This window comes from Halomonas sp. TH-94, assembly GCF_057473365.1.
On sequence record NZ_JBYCKL010000122.1, the window covers coordinates 1 to 20,329 of the forward strand.

At 63.5% G+C, this 20,329-nt stretch carries 1 pseudogene; it reads left to right on the forward strand.

Going from position 1 to position 20,329, the window contains the following annotated elements:
- Positions 1-20,329, forward strand: a pseudogene (locus AC2VNO_RS19985) (hypothetical protein); the annotation flags it as partial.

Below are 20,329 nucleotides of genomic sequence, written 5' to 3' on the forward strand. Positions count from 1 at the left end.
CCCAGTAAGGAAAAACCCAGCGGGACTCCCATCGGCAACAAGTTGAAGGAGAAGTACAACACCTGGAAGGGCAAGGAGCCCAAGGCTGCCAAGAGCGCGGATGCGGAAGAGTCGAAGGCGGCGTTCGGTGGGGCAGCAGCGGTGGCGGTAGGCATCTACGAGAGTAAAGCCAACGCTGCCATAGAAGGCACGGTGGACCTGAATGCAGGTGGCACCATCACCGTGGAAGCCTACAGCCTCAATGAAGTCGACCCGTTGGATGTGTGGGGGGCCAATGCCATTGCGCCTCTCATTGCGATGTTCAGCGGTGACCTCCAGGGCGACGCCTATCTCAGCACCGAGACCCAGGACATCGCGGGCGGCGATGTGGTGCTGGTTCAAAAGGGCCACACCGCAGGCGGCGAGGTGGGGCAGCTTTACGAATATATCGGCAACGACAGGTGGTACGACGTCGATCTTTCCCAGGTCGACTACAGCGACGAAGCGCTGTGGAAGGCCAAGGGCACGCCCCTGGAGGAGGCGGTGCTCGATTACCTGAATACCCTGCAGAGCTACCTCGGCAGTGAATTCGGTTTCAGCAAGAGCTTCGATGCCTGGACCCAGGCCACGGCCGAGGGTGAGAAGCTGGCGCTGGCGGGCGCCGTCAACGTGCTGCTCAATCAGCAGGAGAGCGACGCGCGTATCAAGAGCGGCGCCAACATCAACCTAAATGGTCAGACCTTCGACGACGCCCTTGCCGATGCGGACAACGCCATCGACGACGAACAGCGCGTGTCGGTGCTGGCCGGTAGCAAGAACCATCTGCTCGGCCTGGTGGGCAATATCTCGCTGCCGGGCATCGCCGGTGGCGGTGAGTTCAACGCCAAGCAGTGGAAAGAAGGCCTGACCAGCAGCGTCGATACGGTCAAGCAGAAAGCGGCTGGGGTGACCTCGGACAAGGGCAGCGCCGTGGGCGCCTCGGTGGGCGTGCAGATTTTCACGACCAACGCCACTGCCTTGATCGAATCCGGTGTGGCGATGCTGGCCGGTAGCCTGGACGTGCAGGCCGATGCCGAAACCGTGCTGCTCAATATTGGCGCCTCGGGCGGTCAGGCCGGCAAGGTGGCCTTCAATGCCGCAGCCATTGCCAACGTGGTACAGAGCAAGAGCCTGGCCCAGGTGGCCGAAGGCTCGCAGATTCGTGTAGGCAACGGTAGCGTCATCGAAGACGCCGATGGCCCGGCGATGCGCGTCAGTGCCAATGACGGCGTCTACCTGATCGGCATTGCCGGCGGTTTCGCCGGCGGCGGTCCCGTGGGGGTGGGGGCGTCGGTGGCCGTCTCGGTGGTCGAGCGCGATACCCGCGCTCTCATTGGTACCCTGGCTGAGTCGTTGGCCACGCCTTCCGGGCGTTTGATCGTCGGTGGGGACCTTAGTGTCGAAGCCAATACCCGCGGCGTGGTGATCGATCTGGCGGTGGCCGGCGCCACGGCCAGCGGCAAGCCCAAGGCCACTGAAGCCGGTGGCGGTGCATCCGGTGGCTCTAGCGGCAGTACCGGCGACAAGCCGGACGACCCCGGCAAGTGGCCCAACAACCAGACCAATTACGACAAGGTGCTGGCGGAGTTGACCGGCAAGCTGGGTCAGGGCGGTAGCGGCGGCGGCGACAGCAAGAGTGACGGCGGCAAGGGCTCGTTTGGCGTCGGCGTTTCCGGCTCGGTGGTGGTGCACTATGGCAAGGATGACACCCGTGCCGTCATTCGCGGGTTGGCGCAGCTCGATGTGGCAGGCGATATCGGCGTCTCGGCCAACGATGCGACCCATCTGGGCTTGCTGGCCGGTGGGGCAAGCTTTGCCCGGGCGGGGGAAAGCAGTATCAGCGTCGGTGTGTCCGGTGCCGCCGTGGTGGCGCTGCAGAACGGTTCGACCCAGGCGAGAGTGGAAGAGATCGCTTCTCTCACGGCGTCAGGGCTCGATGTCACGGCCTTCAGAGAAGGCTGGACGGTCCTGGCCGCCGTGGGCTTGGCGGTGGCGCCGGGACAGAAGGGCTTCGGCGTGGCCGGCTCGGCAGGGGTGCTGCGCTCGCTGCGCACCGTCGAAGCGCGCGTCATGAATATCGAGGAAGGCGCGCTGGGGGATGTCTCGATCCTGGCGCGGGATGCAGCCAATACGATTCTGCTGGCCGGCTCGGCAGGCGGCGGCGGTAAGGCCGGCATCGGTGGGGCAGTTGCCTATGCGGAGATAAGCCACGAGGTCAAGGCAAGTGTGGTTTCCATCGGCACGCAAGAAAAACCGGTCGCCCTCGAAGGCCTGGAGGTGGATGCCAAGTCGGAGGTGCTGATCGTCAGCGTCGCCGGTTCCGCCGGTATCGGTGCCAGCGCCAAGGGCGTGGGCTTGGCCGGTACTGTCGCCATCAACCGCATCGAGAACACCACTCAGGCGTTGGTGAAGGACAGCTACCTGGACGCCCATGCGGCGGCTGACGGTGAAACCGCCGTGCTGCCTGCCGTACGAGTGAACGCCGAGGATCGCAGCAGTATCTGGTCCCTGTCGGGGGCGGTGGGCGTGGGTGGTGTAGTCGGTTTCGGCGCCGCCATATCGGTCAACTACCTCGCCAATGAAACCAGTGCTCTGATCCAGGGTGGTGCCATCGAACAGGCGTCCGGCGTCGCGGTACTTGCCGCCAATACCGGCCTGCTGCGCACCCTCACCATCGGGGTGGGGGCCAGCAAGAAAGTAGCCGGCGCCGGCAGCGTGTCGGCCAACATCATTGCCAACTCGCTGCGGGCGGGAATCCACAGCCACCGCCTCGGGGCGTCTCAGGAAGTCGCGGTGTTGGCCGTGGATCGCACGCAGCTGATCGCCATCAGTGGCGCCGCCTCCGGTTCCGGCAAGGCGGCGCTGGCGGGCAGTGTGTCGGTCAATATCATCGACAACGACACCCGCGCGACCATCCTCGACAGCAGTATCGTCACTCAGGGCCGACTGCTGCTCAGCGCCACTGCCAACTCCCTGGTGGTTTCGGTGGCCATTGGCGGCGCGGGCGCCGGTCAGGTGGGTCTGGCGGGTGCGGTAACCGTGAATCTGGTGTCCGGCCAAACGGTCGCTCACGTGAAGAACTCGAACCTGACGGCTGGTGGCGATATTCAGGTACAGGCGACCGACAGCGCTCAGCTGGTGGTCGTGGCCATTGGCGCCGCCGGTGCCGGTAAGGTGGCGGGCGGCGTCAGCAGCACCACGGTACAGACCGACAATGCCATCGTGGCGCTGGTCGAAGGCGGCCGGCTGGAAGCCGACAATGTGAGGATCTGGGCGGGGCTTGCCGAAGACACCGATCGCGCTGCCTTCGATCTCGAGGCGCTGACCGGAATCAATCCGGAAACCGAAGGGACCGAGCTTGCCGAGGGTGAGGACGAGCCGGACATTGCTGCCCGCGATATGGGCAACGTCGACTGGTCCGCGGGTGTCGTCAGTATCAGTATTGCCGGCTCCGGCGCCGGCAGCGCTGCCGGTTCCGCGGCGGTGAGCCTCAACTGGATGCGCAGCTCGATTCGCGCCGAACTCAGCGGGGGCGCCGTAGTGGTGTCCCGCCATGATGTCGAGGTGCGCGCCGAAGACCGCAAGGGGCTGGCCAGCTTCGCTTTCGGCGTGGCCGGGGCCGGCAAGGTGGCCGGCGGTGCCGCCATTTCCTTCAACTATATCGGCGGCGACCCCTCGGATCCTTCGCGCACGATCGACAATACCAGTGACGACGACGTCAACGCCTCCAAGGACATGCTGATCCTGGAAGGCAGCGGTAATGCTTTCGGCTACAAGGCCGGCCAGGTGGCAGCGGTGATCGACAATGCCGCGGTGACCGCCCAGGCGGGTAACGTCACGGTCAAATCCCATGCCGATGCCCAGCTGCTGAATATCACCGCCGGTGGTGCCGGAGCAGGTAAGGTGGCGCTGGCCGGCTCCATTGCCATCAACTTCATGCAGCACGACCTGCTGGCCCGGATCGGGAGCGGCGCTCAGGTCAGCGCCCATGCCGCCCAGGGCAATGCCGACACCGGCCACGTGAGCGTAAGCGCTTCCGTGGCACCGATCATGATCAACATTGCCGGTGCTGCGGCCGGTGCCGGTGCCGTGGGCCTGGCGGGGGCCTCGGCCACCAATGACATGGCTTCCATCGTCAGTGCCCGTATCGACGGTGCCGCGACGCGGGTGGTGGCGGAAGGTCATGTCGATGTGCAGGCGCGCTTGCTCAAAGTGACCGACGATCTGCCAACGATGAGCGTGGACAGCAGCCTCATTCCCGATGAAGAGGAAACCGGTGACCGGCCGGCGACCCCGGAGGCGGGCGACCAGATCTGGAGCTTTGCCCTCAGCGGTGCGGGTGCCGGAAAGGTGGCCGTTTCCGGGGCGCTCTCGTTGAACTGGCTGCGCACCAACGTCGAGGCAGTGATCGATGCCGCCGAGGTGGACGCGGGCGGCGACGTGCGCGTAGCGGCATCCGACGACCTGGGGCTCAACGCCTTTACCGTGGCGGCATCCGGCGCCGGTGCATTCGCCGCCGCCGGTTACTTCGCCTACAACTACATCGGTGGCAACCCCGATAACCCCGCCGATCAAGCCGGCAACCGCATTGCCGCGTTGATCCAGAACGGCGCCGACGTGAAGGCCGGTGGGAGTGTGCTGCTGGAGGCATTCTCCAGCTCGCGTATCAATGCCTACACCATTGGTGGCGCCGTGGCGGGCTTCGCCGCGCTGAGCGGTACGACCACGCTCAATTTCACCCGCAAGGAGATCCGCGCCGAAGTGCTGGGCGGCAGCACCCGTGTGGTGGCCGCTCAGCATGTCCTGATCGAGGCCGAAGACAGCAGCCGCATGACCTCGGCCAGCGTGCAGGTCAACGTTGCGATCAAGGGCGGTGCCGCCGGTATTTCGGTGGTCTATCACGACATTCAGAACACCATTCTTGCCGGTAGCCGGGGCGCCCACCTCGAAACCGCCGCGAATGGCGGTGGCGACGTAGTGATTCGCGCCGAGTCACGCTCCAATAACCTGATCACCAGTGCAGGGGTCACCTACGGCACCTTCGGGGCCGGGGCGGCCAATGCCGGCAGCTCGGTCATCCGCAACCTGGCCGAGGCGCGGGTGGATGGTGGCACGATTCGTGCCGATGGCAGCCTGTTGGTCCACGCCGATGTCGCCGATACCAGCCGGATCGTGCTGGGAACCGTAGCGGCCGGGGCTGCTGCCATCGGCGGTGGGGTATCGGTCGACCTGATGGGTAGCGACAGCCGCGCCTGGATTGGCGGCAACGCCGATGTGCTGGCGCGTGGCAATGGCGATGGCCGAGCCGTGGCCCAGCGCTGGAACGATGGCTGGGAGGATGAGAACCGGAAGGGCGTGGTGGTATTGGCCACCAGTCACATGACCTTCCTGACCCTGGCGGCGACGGTTGCCGGGGGAGCCGGCTCGCTGGCCGCCAATGTCACGGTGGATGGCGTCAATGGTTCCACGCAGGCCTATATCGAGAACGCCAAGGTTCGCAGCAACGCCGATGTGGTAGTCCGGGCACTGCACCATACCGATGCCGACAGTGGCGGCGGTGCGCTGGCCATCGGCTCAGGCTTGGCCGTGGCGGCGGGTGTCGATGCCACCCTGCTTGGGCATCGCACCGAAGCCTGGATCGACGGCTCGGGTTATACCGGTATCGGACCCATGGTGCAGGCCAATGAAGCACTGCGCGTCGAGGCAGAAGCCAAGGTGGTCTTCCTGTCGGTCGTGATGGGTATCGCGGTGGACATGGGGGGGATGGCACTTGCCGGTTCCGCCAGCGCGGTGAATGTCTCCATGGAAACCCGCGCCATGGTGCGCCAGGCTCAGGTGGCGGCTCGCAGCATCGTGGTGGAAGCCGAAAACCATGTCGAAGGGCGCTATATCGTCGGGGGCTTGGCGGGAAGTGCCGGCTTTGGCGCGGGTGCTTCGCTTGCCGTAGGCCTGCTCAATCCCAAGGCGTTGGCACTGATTCAGGGCGCGACCCTGACCGCCGGCGATGACATTCGGATTGCCGCCAAGCAGACCCTGGACCTGGGTATCAGCGTGGTGGCCGGGGCCGTGGGTGGCGGCGCCCTCTCCGGCGCCTTCTCGGTGATGATGGCCGACGCCCATACCGAGGCTCGCGTTGGCAGCTACGGCGGCCAACGGAGCGAGTTGCAAGCCGGAGGTTCGGTGGTGGTACTGGCCGAAACCCTGACCAAGATGAACAAGCGTGAGAACGCTGGCGATTACTTGCAGGGCGTGGGTGCCGTCAGTGTGGGTGGCGTGGGTGCCGGGGCCTCGGTTGAGGTCATGGTACTTCGCGAGCGCACCCTGGCGGTCATCGACGATGCCAGCCTGGTGCAGGCAGGCGGCGACATACGCGTCGAGGCCTTGCTGGAGCGAGACATCAACTCCGCCGTACTCGCTTTCACCGCCAGCGGTTCGTTGAGTCTGAACGGGGCCATTTCGGTCATCAGCCTGGGCGCGGGGCTCAGCGAGGATGCCGTGGCCGACGTCGAGGAGCTCGGCAAGTTGGTGTCGGACTCCTTCGCCGGCTTCGCCAACGGCGACTATGCCATGCAGGAGACTGCCAGCGGCAGCGACTCCGGTGCCGAAGACGATGACGCCGACCCCTTCGACCCGGAAGACTTCGAGCGCGACTTCGATGCACCTGCCAATGCCGGCAATCAGAACCAGGCCAACCGCAAGGCCACCAACCAGGCTCTCGATGAGCTGACCTTCCAGGTGAGTTTCGATGTCGAGAAGAGCGGCCAGGTCATCGGCGATACCACCGCCAAGGTGGGACGTTTCACCGAACTCAATGCCGGTGGCGACATCGTGGTCGAGGCCAGGGAAGTATTGAACGTCGGGATCGTTACCGGTGGCGCGGCGATATCCGGGATTGCCAGCGTGGGGATCTCGATTGCAGTACTGGAGCTCAATGGTGCGGTAAGCGCTAGCGTGGGCTACGGCAGTTCACTTACCGCCGATGGCGAGGTTCGCGTGGCCAGCCACGCGAAGCTGAACAGCAACCTGCACGCCGTGGGCGGTGCGGCCGCCCTCGGAATTGCCGTGGGCGGCCAGAGTGCCGTCATCCTGGATCGCTCCGTACAGCAGGCTTACCTCGAGGATGCCGTCTCTTCGGCTCAGGCCATTGTCATCAACACACCAGGCAACCTTACGCTCAGTGCGAGCGCCGATCGGTACCACCAGGCCGTGGCGGCCGGTGGCAGCATCGGCAAGGTGGCAGCCGGTATTTCCGTGGGCGTCGTCGAAGTAAGCGGGGCAACCGAGGCATGGCTCGGCGAACGCGCAGTGCTTGGCGACAAGACGTTGTTGAACAACGTCACGGTATCGGCGACCAGCCTCGACAGGATTAGCCTGACAGTGGTTGCCGTGGCCGCCGGTCTGGCTGGTGCAGGCACCGCCAACGTATCGACCGTGAGCCTCTCCAACGACGTGCAGGCCTGGCTGGGTAGCGGTGTGACGCTCAGCGCCCTTGGCGACGTGGTCATCAGCGCATTGCATACGCCGCGAGTCAGCGCTGAATCCCTTGGCGTGGCAGTGAGTGCCGGCATCGGTATCGGCGCCTCGGTGGTGGTGGGCAATCTGGGCACGAAGGTGCTGGCCCAGGTGGGTACGCCCGGGAGTGCCAATAGCGATATCAGCCTGCGTGCCGACAATCTGACGGTCGAGGCGCGCAGTACGCTATTGCATGGTGCACCTTCCCTCTATGCCAAGGCTGTCGGCGCGGCAGGCGGTGCGCTGCTGGGCCTCAATGCCACCGTGATAACGCTGCGCGACAATACCCGCGCCGAAGCGCTGATCGGCAATACGCAGTCCAGCCGCGGGGTTATGGGTGAGCCGCAAAGCAACAACAATATCGAGCTGGCCGGCCACCTGCAGGTCATCACCGACCTGCGTACCTCGCTGGAAGGGCGCGCCATCAGCGTGGTGGGCGGCCTGGTGGCTGCCGGTGCCGCCGTGGTGGACGTACGCCAGAACACGCAGAGCCGGGCGAGAATCGGCGATGGTCATCTGATTGGTGCCGGGCGCGTAAGCGTGGTTGCGGGGGGGCATCAACAGGCCGAACTTTACACCCTGGCCGGAAGCGGCGGTGTCGTCGCCGGTGCCGGTGCGGGTAACCATCTGCGCCAGACGGCGATCACCCACGCCACGGTGGGCGCTTCTACCGTCACCGTGAAGGCGCCGCTGGCTGCGACCGATCCGGACGCCGGCAAGCTGTTGATACGAGCCAACCAGACCTTCGAGATGGAAAGCGAGATTCTCGCTGCCGCGGGCGGTGTATTCGCCGGGACCGGTGCCGAGGCACGCTTCCGCATCACTGCCGATACTCTGGCAGGAGTTTCGGGCAATGCCGCCATCACTGCCGACAGCCTGGATATCCTGGCCGACAGCAAGGTGATTCGAGAGCGTCTGGCAGGTGCCGGTAACGATACCATTCGCGGTGTTGCCGGCGGCGCCGTGGCCGGTGCCGGTGCCGGCACCGATGCGCTCTTCGATCTCGATACTCGAGTGGAAGTGGGAGCTGCTGCGAAGCTGACCACCACGTCAGGCGACATGCGCCTCGAGGCGTTCAACGCCATTACCTTCCACGACCAGATCAATCTCACCGCTGCCGGCCTGGGAGCCGGAGCCGGCATTACATCGCACATTCGCGATGACGACATGGCGGCCAGCGTGATCGTTCATCAGAACGCCGTGTTGCACAGTGCCGGCGAGCTGGTGGCGACCGCACGTGGAACGGGTGACTTGAGTTCCATATTGCTGATGGATACCTACGGTGCCGCTACCGTGGGGGTCGGCAGTGTGCGGGTGATCCTGAGCCCAACCAACCGCATCGTGATGGCCGAGGGGGCGAGTGCTACGGCCTTTGGTGACATCAATTTTGCGGCAGGGGGCGATATCCGCGGCAATCGCGACGTATACGCACTGAGCGCGACGCTGGACAGCTTTGCCGGCAGCCTGATCCCTATCACGGATCTGAATGCCCGCGCTGAGATGAATCAATCGCATTTGATCGATATCCGCAGCGGTGCCGAGCTGGTTGGCGCGCGGGACATCACGCTGTTCACCGAGCGCTTCGGCTTCAGCGACATGAACGCCCAGGCCAAGGGCGTGAGCTGGATCTCAGCGGTAACCGGTGCCATCGACGCCGCGCTGGGCGGCGGCGGCGGTTCCGAAATACTCGACGGCGATGTGGTGACCCGCTCGGACGGCCGGGTCAACATCGACGGCACGGTGCGTACCGGGATCGACCGCCACCAGCGGCTGGTGCTGGAGATGGCCGACGTCGAGTCGCTGGCTCGCGATATCAACCAGGCGCTGGGGTCGCTGCGTGCCGAGCTGCTGGCGTTGCGTTCCACCAATGAGCCCGAGATCCTGTCGTTGCTCGGTCAAATCGGCACCCTCGAAGCCCAGCTGGCTGTGCTCGAGGAACAGCTGGTGGAGCTGAACGCCGAGCTGGTGGAGCTGGAGGCGGACAAGGTCGAGCTCGAAGGCGAGCTTGAAGATCTGGAAGACCGACTCGCAGACCTCAACGCCGAGCTCGCTGTTGCACAGGCGGAAGAGGATGACGCGGAAATCGCTCGCCTCGAAGCCGAAATCTCAGCGAAGCAAGATGCGATCACCGCCAAGAATGGCGAGATCGCCGCCAAGCAGGCCGCGATTGCTTCCAGGAACGGCGCAATCGAAACCACGCAGCAAACGATCGCCGGCAAGCAGGGCGAAGTGGCCGCCAAGTTCGATCAGATCGCACAGAAGCAGAACCTGATCGCGGCCAAGCAGGCCGAGATTGACGCCAAGGAAGCCGAGCTCGACGCCCTGTTCACCGGTAACGCTGGCAGTTTTCTGGTGGCCCGTGAGGGATACGATGACATCGGCTTCAGCGTTGGCTATACCCGCGGTCAGTCAGAGCTGATCGATGAGCTGCGCGACCTCCGAGAACGCTTCTCGCTGTACCGCAATTCCGGCAATCAGCAGCTGATCAATTTCTACACCAGCGAAATCGCTCGTATCGAGCAGCGTCTGCTGGATGAAGGCTTCGCCGAAAAGATCGGCAACGACATCCTGATCAATGAGGTCGATCAGCTCACGGTCTACATCGACGATGTGTGGGCCCAGGCGGGTACCGTCTATGTGTTTGCCGACAACCTGACCGGTAGCGGTGAGGTGGATGCACCGGGTGATGCCAGCATCACCATCCTCAATACCGCACCGTCGCGAATGGTGCTGGGGAGTACTCAGATACCTCAGGTCGTGGGTGGGCTCTACTTCAACCTCACTGAAGTGGACAGCTACCACGCCATCAACCTGCTAAATTCGAGTTTGACCACGACCCTTTCGGGGCTCAACCCGACAGGTAGTGAGGGGGCAACGCCGCGTATCACCATCGTCAACAGCCGTGGTGTGGTCTTCAATACCAATGATGCCACCCAGGAGCAGGTACTCAACGCCCTGGTTCGGGGCCTGCAATTGGAAGGTCTCAGCGCTTCGGCGCGGGATGCCTTCCTCTACGATGGCACCCATTACGGCAATTCCCCGGCGGCCAGCATCCTGTTTGCGGTCACGGGCATCACCCGCAACGTTTCCGGTGAAATCGTGGCCTATGCGGCGGGCTCGCTGGAGATCGAGGGTGAAATGCGCGCGGAGCGCCTGCTGCTCTCTTCGGCCGGGGAGATATCCGTGCGCGGCCTGTCGCAGTTCAACCCCGGCGGTAATCCCGATGCACAGGCGGTGGGAGCCCATGCCGGCAACGGCGTGGGTCAACTGAGCGCAGCGGCGCTGGAGGCGATTCGCAACAGCCGCGGCGATTCGCCGGACCTTTCCGCCGGCGTCATCGTGATCGATGCCGAGTTCGTCAACCTCAACGGCTACATTCGTGCCGGTGAGGAGATTTACCGCCTGGTGCTGGGCGACGCCGATGCCCAGCGAATTGCCGATCACATCCGTAGCGGCAGTACCAGCAACATCATTCTGCCGGCATCCACCGGCACCGCGCTTGCCATCTTCAACCCGCGCACCGGTCAGATCGAGGTGGAGAATATCGCCATTGAGGGCGGTCGTCTCGATATTACCGGCCACGTGGTCAACACCGGCAACGGCCTTCTCGAAGTGCTGGGGGGCTACGGCACCATCGAGATCGTCAACAATACCCACTACACCCTGGCCGTGGGTGGGTTGGATGTCAGCCGCCCGGGTCAGGGTATCCTGCGGATCAACGACAAGTTCACCGGGCTGCACGAATACAGTTACGATCCCAATGGCAGCAACACCTATACCTTCAAGCCCAAGGAGGACGCTCGCTACGGTTTCAGCGTGGCCCAGGACAGCACCGAGCGCCGCTATGCCGTGAAGGGTTCCAGCAGCTGGCTGGGCATCGATGCGCTGGCCGCCGACCCGAGAACCCTGAACTGGGGTAACAGCGAACTCAGCCCCGGCAAGCTGCAGGATGCGCTCTCCTATTTCTACGTCAGCGGCGAGAGCGGCTACCAATACGGCCGTAGCCAGATCGGTGCGGGTGAAGACGAAGCGCTCAAGAGCTGGAACGATATTCCGGTCCAGCTGGTGGACAAGTGGTCTACCAGCACCTGGTATGGCAAGAAGACCAACTACGCCAAGTTCGTGCAGGAGCGTGAGAGCGTCATTCTTCATACCCACTCGGTTGAGGCCAACCGCGAGGTTCAGATCCGCTTCATCGGTAACGACACCGGTACCATCAAGATCGAATCTCGCGGCGACGTGGTACTGATCGGTGATCTTGCCAACCACAATGGCACCAGTACGGTGAAGACCGACGGAGCCATTCGCCAGAACGATGACCAGCGGCGCGACATTCGCATCAGCGGTGCCGACATCGTACTGCGCGCCGAGAATGGCATTGGTGCCGGTCGTGCCATCGACCTGCACAACCGGTTGGGGCCGGATGGAGCCCAGGCGCCGGCGATGCGTCTGGATGCCGTCACCGTGCGCGGCGATATCAACGTTCATCAGCTCAACGGCGACGTGATCGTGGATCGCGCCCATGCCGGTGGCAACGTCAGTCTGACGGCTTCCGGCAGCCTGATCGCCGGTACGCTTCTGGATGGCGCCGATGCCCATGTGCAGGGTCGTAACCTGACATTGGGCGCGGGGGGCGGCATCGGCGGCGATGGCCCGCTGTTGATCAAGCAGTCCAGCGAAGGCCGCTTGAATGCCGTGGCGCGTAGCGATATCGCGCTGGATCAGGTCAGCGGCGACCTGGGCGTGGAGCGTATCGTCAGTACCCAGGGCGATGTCTGGCTGCGGGCAGCGGGCGACCTGCTGGATCGCAACGACGACTCGCGCCGCGACGAGCGCACCATTGAACAGTTGCAGGGCGTATGGGCTCGTATGGGCCTGATTCCCGGTGAAGAAGGTGGCCGTATCGCCGACGCCAAGCAGGAGCTCGTGAATCGCAAGAACAACGAGTACCAGGCTTACTGGAACTACCGCTTTGCCACCAGCGAGGACGTCATTGCCGGCCTGGTGGACGGTGAGACATATCGCATCAAGGGTATCGATCCGCAAGGCAATCTGCTGCTGGAAGTTGGCTCGGGTGACAATCGCACCGAGGTACGTCTTGCGGCTCCCGATATCGCTGCGGACGATCCACGTGCGAGCCATCGTTTCTACACGTCTGTCAGCGACTATTTCATTGTCGATAGCCTCACCGGCATCAGCTCGGAGGGATTGCTGGCTGCCGGTGGTGCGCTGGCTGTAGGTCAGACCCTCACCTATCGGCGCGTGGTGGAATACGACGCCAGCCAGGGCGTGATTCTGACCGAGCGCGAGCGCAGCGCCTATCGTCAGGCGCTGTTGGAGCTTGACCCTAGTCTGGCCGATGACGAGGCGGCGCTCGAGGCGCGCATCGACGGCATTGCCGAAGATCGCACGACGGTCTACCGCCAACTGCATGCGGTGTATGGCGTGGCGGGAGACGGATCCGCGACGCTGCTGCGCGAGCTGAATTATCAGGCAACCCTGACGGCTGCCGAGGCGGCCAACCTCGAGTCCTCGGTGAAGGAGTGGACCGAGCAGGAGCTGCTATCGCTCATAGGCGCTGGGCTGCTGCAGGAGACCACCAGCACCCGCACCGAGGTTCAGGCAGCCAACGTCGAGGCGGCCGGCAATATCACTCTGATCGCGGGTGGCAATATCGGTGTCGCCAACGGTCGTGAACTGCTCGATATGTCGAATGGCCTGGCAGGCCTCACTGCCGAGCAGCGGCTGCTGCTCTCCGCCGCCGAGCGCCAGGACGTCAGCTACCTGAAGCATGCCCCGGTGAAGGCCAGCGTCAATTTCGTGGTGGGCGCCAGGGTGGATGGCATCACCAACGTGACGCTGACCCGTACTGACGGCATGACCTGGAACACCGACTGGTTCAAGGCGGGTGAGTCCCTCGATATCGATGGTAAGTCGCTCAACGTCACGGAGAACGGGCAATACTACGAGATCGTCTCCGTAGAGGGCGACACCATGGTGCTTCGCACGGCACTGGACGTGGTGGCGGAGTCGGGGGTGGAGGTGAACCTGGCCGCCGTGTTGCTCGATCCGCGCAGCGCCGTGGAGTTCGACGAGAACGGCAAGCCGATCAGTGTCATCAAGTACATCGCCGTGAGCATGGTGGAGGACTTCAACGTCTTCAACGGCGGGGAGATCTTCGTCGAGGCGGGCGGTTCGGTCTATCTCGGCGCCGATGCCGAAGAGGGCGAGGCCAGCCTGCGCCTGGCCAAGCTGGAGGCCGGGAGCGATGCTCGCATCAAGGTTTCGGGCAGCATTCTCGCTGCTCAGAGCCTGTCGGGCGAGCTGGTGATCCGCAGTGGTGACCTCGTCCTGGAGGCGGCCAACGGGCAGATCGGCTCCGGCGCCGATTCGCGGTTGCAGCTCGATCTTCTGGAACACGCGACAGTCACGGCTCGGGCCCAGAACGGCATCTACCTGCATGCGCTGGACAGCGACCTGCGTGTCGCTACCATGTACTCCCAGAGCGGCGATCTATGGCTGAGCGCCGATGGCAGCATCGTCGACGGCCTCAACCACGGCCTGATCAACATGCTGGCCAACAATATCCACCTGACGGCTGGCGTCGACATCGGCAGTGCCGGCAATTTCCTCGAGTTCGCCACGCGCCCCGGTGGCGTGATCGATGCCCAGGCCGGCGGCGACATCTATCTGGATGCGGTGGATGGCAGCATGTCCATCGGCTATGTCGAGGCGGGTGGGCATGCGCATCTGCGCGCACTGTTCGACATCCTCGGCGTCCAGAGCAACGAGCTGGCAGGGGACATCCTGTCGACGACGTTGCGGCTGGAAACGCGAATCGGCGGGGTGGGTCAGGCCGACCGACTGTTGGCGATCATGACCGACGATGTGGCAGGGCGCCTGGACATCGACAGCGCCAATACGGTCTTCGTGCGTGAGGTGCTGGGCAGCGCCGGCTTGGGTCGCAGCGGCGACCTGCTCCTGGGGCAGATCAGGGCCGGCAGTGACGACACGCTGGCACTGATCTTCTCGGAGGTGGGCAACATCTTCAATGCCCTCGACGAGGGCGAGATCAACCTTCTTTCCTATGGCGTCTACCTCGTCGCCCAGCACAATATCGGTCGTCAGGACAAGGTGATTGCCACGGCGACCGGGGTGCTGCAGGGCGAGTCGCGCGAAGGCCAGGTCTACCTGAACAACAGCGGTCATCTGGTGATCGACGGCAAGGGTCTGACAGCCGCGGGAGATATCGAGATCACCACCAACAGCCCGCTGACGGTGCGGGAGGATGTGATCTCCACGTCGGGAAATGTGTTCTTCTATGCCATGGAGGCTGCTGACCCCAGCGACAACGGCGACAAGGTCACGTTCACCAACGGCGTGCGGGTCGAGGCGCAGCAAGGCAATATCGTCGTCTTTGCTGCCGATGGCATCGTCATCGAGGACGACCAGGTGGTGCTCAAGGCGTCGCAGGATATCCGCTTGCGGGTGGAAACCTGGGAAACCACTCTGCTGGGCGCTCGTCTCGACGATACGCGTGCCACCAGCGTGCTGCGCGGTACCCTGGAAGCAGGCGATACCCTTTCCATGGTGGGTGGTAACGAGAAGGGTCAGCACTGGCTGGTCGCCGACGATGCACTGCTGATCGCCACGACCGTGCAACTGAATACGGGCGATGGCGACAATCGCTTCGAGTTGCAGGGCCGGATCGAAGCCGGCAGCGTACTGCTTGACGGCGGGCGCGATGGTGACGTGATCTGGCTGGCAGGCGAGATCGAAGCCGATTACGTTCGGGTTCGAGGGAGCGAGGGCGACGACCGCGTCACCTTCGACGGCGTGCATGCTCTGGGCCGCCTTGAAGTGTACCTTGGCGCAGGCAACGATTCCCTGCGCGTGCACGGTACCATTCTTGCCGAGCACGGTATGCGCTTCGATGGGGAAGCCGGTAACGACGACCTCATGCTGCATGCCGACGAGCTGATCGGTGAGATCGAGCTGATGGGTGGGGAAGGCAACGATACGTTGACCGTGGTGGAGCTGAATAGCCGTACCGAGGGTCTGTTGATGGACGGCGGCAGCGGCAGCGATACCTATCGGATCGTGATGCGTCAGGGGGCGAGCGCCAATTACGAGATCACCGTTGCCGACAGCGGGGCGAACAACGACGGCGTGGACTTCATGTTCATCGAGGGTCGCGGTTTCGACGATTATGCCGATATTCTCGACCGCGACCTGAACGCCTACGCTGACGGCAACATGAGCGACCTGTTCCTCATCCGCCGCAATTTCATCGCTCGCATGGATGGCGATTCCACCCTGGGCGTGACCGGCTCGAACGTGGAGCGCATCAACTACGGCGCCGACATGAACGGTCGTGTGACGATCAACGGCCATGACGGCGACGACGTTTTCGTGGTGGACGACACCTCCGCGCTGATGACCCTGGACGGCGGCAACGGCAACGATCGCTTCCAGGTCGGCCAGATCTTCCAGGATCACCCTAACCCCGAAGGCACTGCGGTGAATGGCTATTACGCCTCTGGGGTTCGGGTCGGTGACGAGATCCGCGTAACCCAGACCACTCTCGGCTACCTCAGCTATGGCAACAGCGAGGCCATGGTGATTTACGGGGGCAGTGGCAATGACGAATTCGTCGTCTACAGCAACAAGTCGCTGTTGCGCATGGAAGGTGAGGACGGTAACGACAACTTCGTCATTCGCGCCTTCATCGCGGGCGATAATATCGAGGTGCGCGGCGGTGATGGCGACGACAACATCGAGTACAACATCAATGCGCCGGTGAGTATCGATGGTGGTAGCGGGTACAACACTGTCACCGTTCTGGGTACCGAGGGTAACGACAACTTCGTCATCACCGAGGACGGTGTTTTCGGCGCCGGTCTCAGTATCGGCTTCGACAATATCCAACGCGTGCGAGTGGATGGTCTGGAAGGAGACGATACCTTCTATGTACTGAGTACGCGTTTCGATGTGGTGACCGAGCTGATCGGCGGTGTCGGCAGCGATACGTTCATCATTGGTGGCAACGTTACCGGGCGTGTGGTTGCCGCCGACCCTGAAGGGCGCAGCAGCCTGGTGGGGCATGCCACCGGCTCGCTCGATCCGGCGTATAACAGCCTGCTGGCCGATGGTCTGCCGGTTCTCGTTGCCGATGAGAGCCGAGGAGCAGTGGTTGTCGAGCAGCCGGGTGGCCACACCAGCGTGGTGGAGGGTGGTCCCCCCTCCTCCTGGTGGCTGTCTCTGGCGCTCCCGATCGGAGGTATCGCCGAGGGCACGTTGGTCACGTTGACCGTTTCTGCGGCGATGTCGTCGACCAACGATCGCAACCGCACGCCGACAGGTGGACGCAGTGCCGAAACGGTACTGCTGTCGTTGGATGAACACGGTGAGTACCGTCAGGCGATTACCGTCGATTTCGTATTCGAGAACGGCGAATGGACGCCGCGCCAGGAGGTCTTCGTCAAGGCACCGGTAGACGACGTGGTCGAAGGTACCCGTCGCGTTACCGTGAGCTATCTGGCCCAGGTGCAGGCGCCCGGCGACGAGGCGCTGCCCGAGGTGCTCGAAGCTCTGCTGAAGCAGCCCATCAATAACACCATGGTCATGGTTTACGACGCCAACCGGGGCGATCTGGTATTCGATGTGCCCAACGAGCGCCTGCAGCTGATCGAGGGCGATGCGATCACCGGCCAGGACGGCACCTTCACGGTACGCCTCTCCACGCCGCCGCAGGCCGGCGAGACGGTCACGGTGAGGCTCGATCTCTCGGCATTCGGCGACCGGGTAGAGGCCGTGGGCGGTACGACCCTGACCTTCACGGCCGATGACTGGGACGAGCCGCGCGAGGTGACGCTACGCGCCATCGACAACGACCGCGTCGAGAACCGTCTGGACGGCCATGTGAGCTTCAGCATCGAAACCACCGGAGGTGAGAGTTCGGTCTATGCGAACGCGACTCCGGGCACTGTTCGCGTCACGGTTTTCGACAATGACAGTGCTGCGCTGGTGGTACAGCAGAGCGATGGCCGGACGCTGGTGACCAAGCAGGGCGGTACCGACAGCTATACGCTGCGCCTCTCCAAGGCGCCTACCGAGCCTGTCACGGTGCGCCTGTTCAGCGACGGTCTCACCGAGTTCGTGTTGGGTGAGAGGGTGATTCTCGATGAAGTCTTTGCTGGCGACCTGAACCTGACCGTGCTTGCTGCAACAACGGCGGGCCCGGTACTGCGTCTCGCTGACGGCGACTGGCGCGAGCTAGGCATCGATGTCGGCATGTATCTGAGCCTGACAGGCCCCGACGGTGAGCCGCTGAGTGGCAGCTTCCGGGTCAACCATATCGATGCCCACGGCGACCTCCACCTCACCGGTGCGGCGGATCTGGATGCACTGCTGGGGGAAACGCTGTCGCTGAAGCGGGTGACGACGGCTGCCGTGGTGTTCGATGAAAGCAACTGGTACCAGCCGGTTGAGATCGTGGTAGCGGCTGACGGCTACTTCGTGGCGGCCGTCAACACCGCCTATGACATGACCTTCCCGCCACAGCCCAACGTTCTGGACCGCATTCAGGGGCCGTTGATCATCAACGGCGGTGTGGGCGATACCGACCGTTCGTTGACGGCGGCGATCATGCTGCCGAGCGAGAAGTCCGCCTATCTCGACAAGGATGACGATGGTCAGATCGACGAGACCGTAACCGGGCGACAGGAGGCTAACGACACCGACCGGTTGATCGTTCATGCCGATGCCAGCGTGGTCGACCTGAGCGGCAAGCTTACCTCGACGCATCTCGGCGGCCTGGGCATGGGAGAGGGTTGGCTGGAGCAGGACAATGGCCTGGGCAATGGGGGCACCGTCGATACCGAGCGGGGAATCCACTATTTCGGTTTCGAAGTGGTCGAGCTGCTGCTGGGTAGCGGCAACGACCAACTGACGATCGATGCCGACCCCGTTGCTCATTACGGCGAGTGGAGCGCTTCGACCCTGGGCGGACATGCGGTGCTGAACCGTACCGCCGGGAGCTGGATCGACGATGGCTTCCGGCGCGGTGACAGCCTGTTGATCGGCACTGAGCGATTCACCATTCTCTCCATCACTCAGTTCGGCGGCTTACTGCTCGACCGGCCCATGGCGGCGCTGCCGCCGGCCGGCTCGGTGGCGGTGATTCGCGAAATGCCGTTGACCGTGGTGCACGGCGGCGGCGGCGATGACCGCATCACCATCGTAGGCGGGTACGAGGCGCAGATGCCGCTCATCGTCTTTGGCGATACCACCCGTAGCGGTGAGCGTTACAGCGCCGTGGGTGGCCAGCCGACACGTCTGGCGCAGCCTTTCAGCAACCCAGGAAACAACATCATCGACGCCAGCGGGGCCATTGGCGGTGTGGTGCTGGTGGGTGGCGCCGGCAATGACACCCTGATCGGCGGCAGCGGTAACGACCAGCTGTTCGGCGGCGGTGGCAATGACACGCTTGATGCCAGCGCCGGTGGTAACAACCACCTGTATGGCGACGGCAGCATCGATGTCGATCTGAGTGTGCGCTTGAGCCAGGCGGATAGGGTGATGACGCTCTACTCGGCGGCGAGCGCTGTGCCTCACGCGACGGGCGATCGCCTGGTGGCGGGCAACAACACCCTGATCGGGGGAGACGGCAACGATATCCTGATTGGCGATCATGGCGTGATCGAACTGGATGCGCGCGAGGGCATGGCCAACCTGCGCCTGCTCGACAGCCAGCGCGTGGTGTCGGTGCGCAGCTCCGATGCCGCTTCGTATGGCGAGAACGTGCTGTCTGTGAGTGGCGGTCGCAACATTCTTATCGGTGGCAGCGGCAACGATACCCTGCAGGGTGGCAGCGGCGACGACATTCTGATCGGCGACCATGGCGATGTAACTTTCGGTCGTGTCAACGACTTTGGCGATATCGTCCAGATCGTGGTTCGCGATGAAGGATTCGATGGCGATGACATCATCGAAGGTGGCAGCGGTAATGATGTTTTACTTGGCGGCGGGGGTAACGACATTCTTTACGGTGGCACCGCAGCGAATGTCGATAATGCCGGGAATGACATCCTGGTAGGGGATTTCGCCAGGCTCACCTTCATCGACGGTCAACTGCGCCACCTGGTTACCTTGCCCAGCGCCAGAGGTGGCAGTGACGAACTGCACGGCGGTAGTGGGCGTAATGTGCTGGTGGGTGGCGAAGGTGGAGACTTCATCACTGCCGGCCCCAGTGGAAACGTCAATCCTTTCGCCGACCCCGCTCTGCTTGCCAGTATCGTGCTGGGGGATCACGGTGAGCTTACGTGGAACGGGCAAGGTGTATTGGTGCATGCCACTTCTCGCCTGGATGCCGACCAAGGTGTCACCCAGGCCGGTCTCGAAGCGCGTGGTGGCAACGATGTCGTGCGCCTCAAGGGTGGTCACAATATCGTCCTTGGCGGCGTTGGTAGTGACGACATCGAGATCGTGCAAGGCGGCCATGCCTCGAGGCAAATCGTCATGGGTGACCGTGGGGAGTTGCAGTGGGATGACAACGGTGTGTTACGTGCAGCGAAGAGCCTCGATCCTGCCGAGGGCGGCAATGACACTGTCCGAGTCGAATCGGGCGATGTGGTATTCATCGGCGGTGGCGGCGACGATAGCTTGGCGATTACCAATGCCGCGCAGCAGAGCCGTCACGAGCTCTTCGGTGACAACGTCGCGCTGCGCTGGAATGCTCTGGGTACCCTCGTCGAGGCGAAGAGCCTGGCCCATGCTGTAGGTGGCGACGATACCTTCG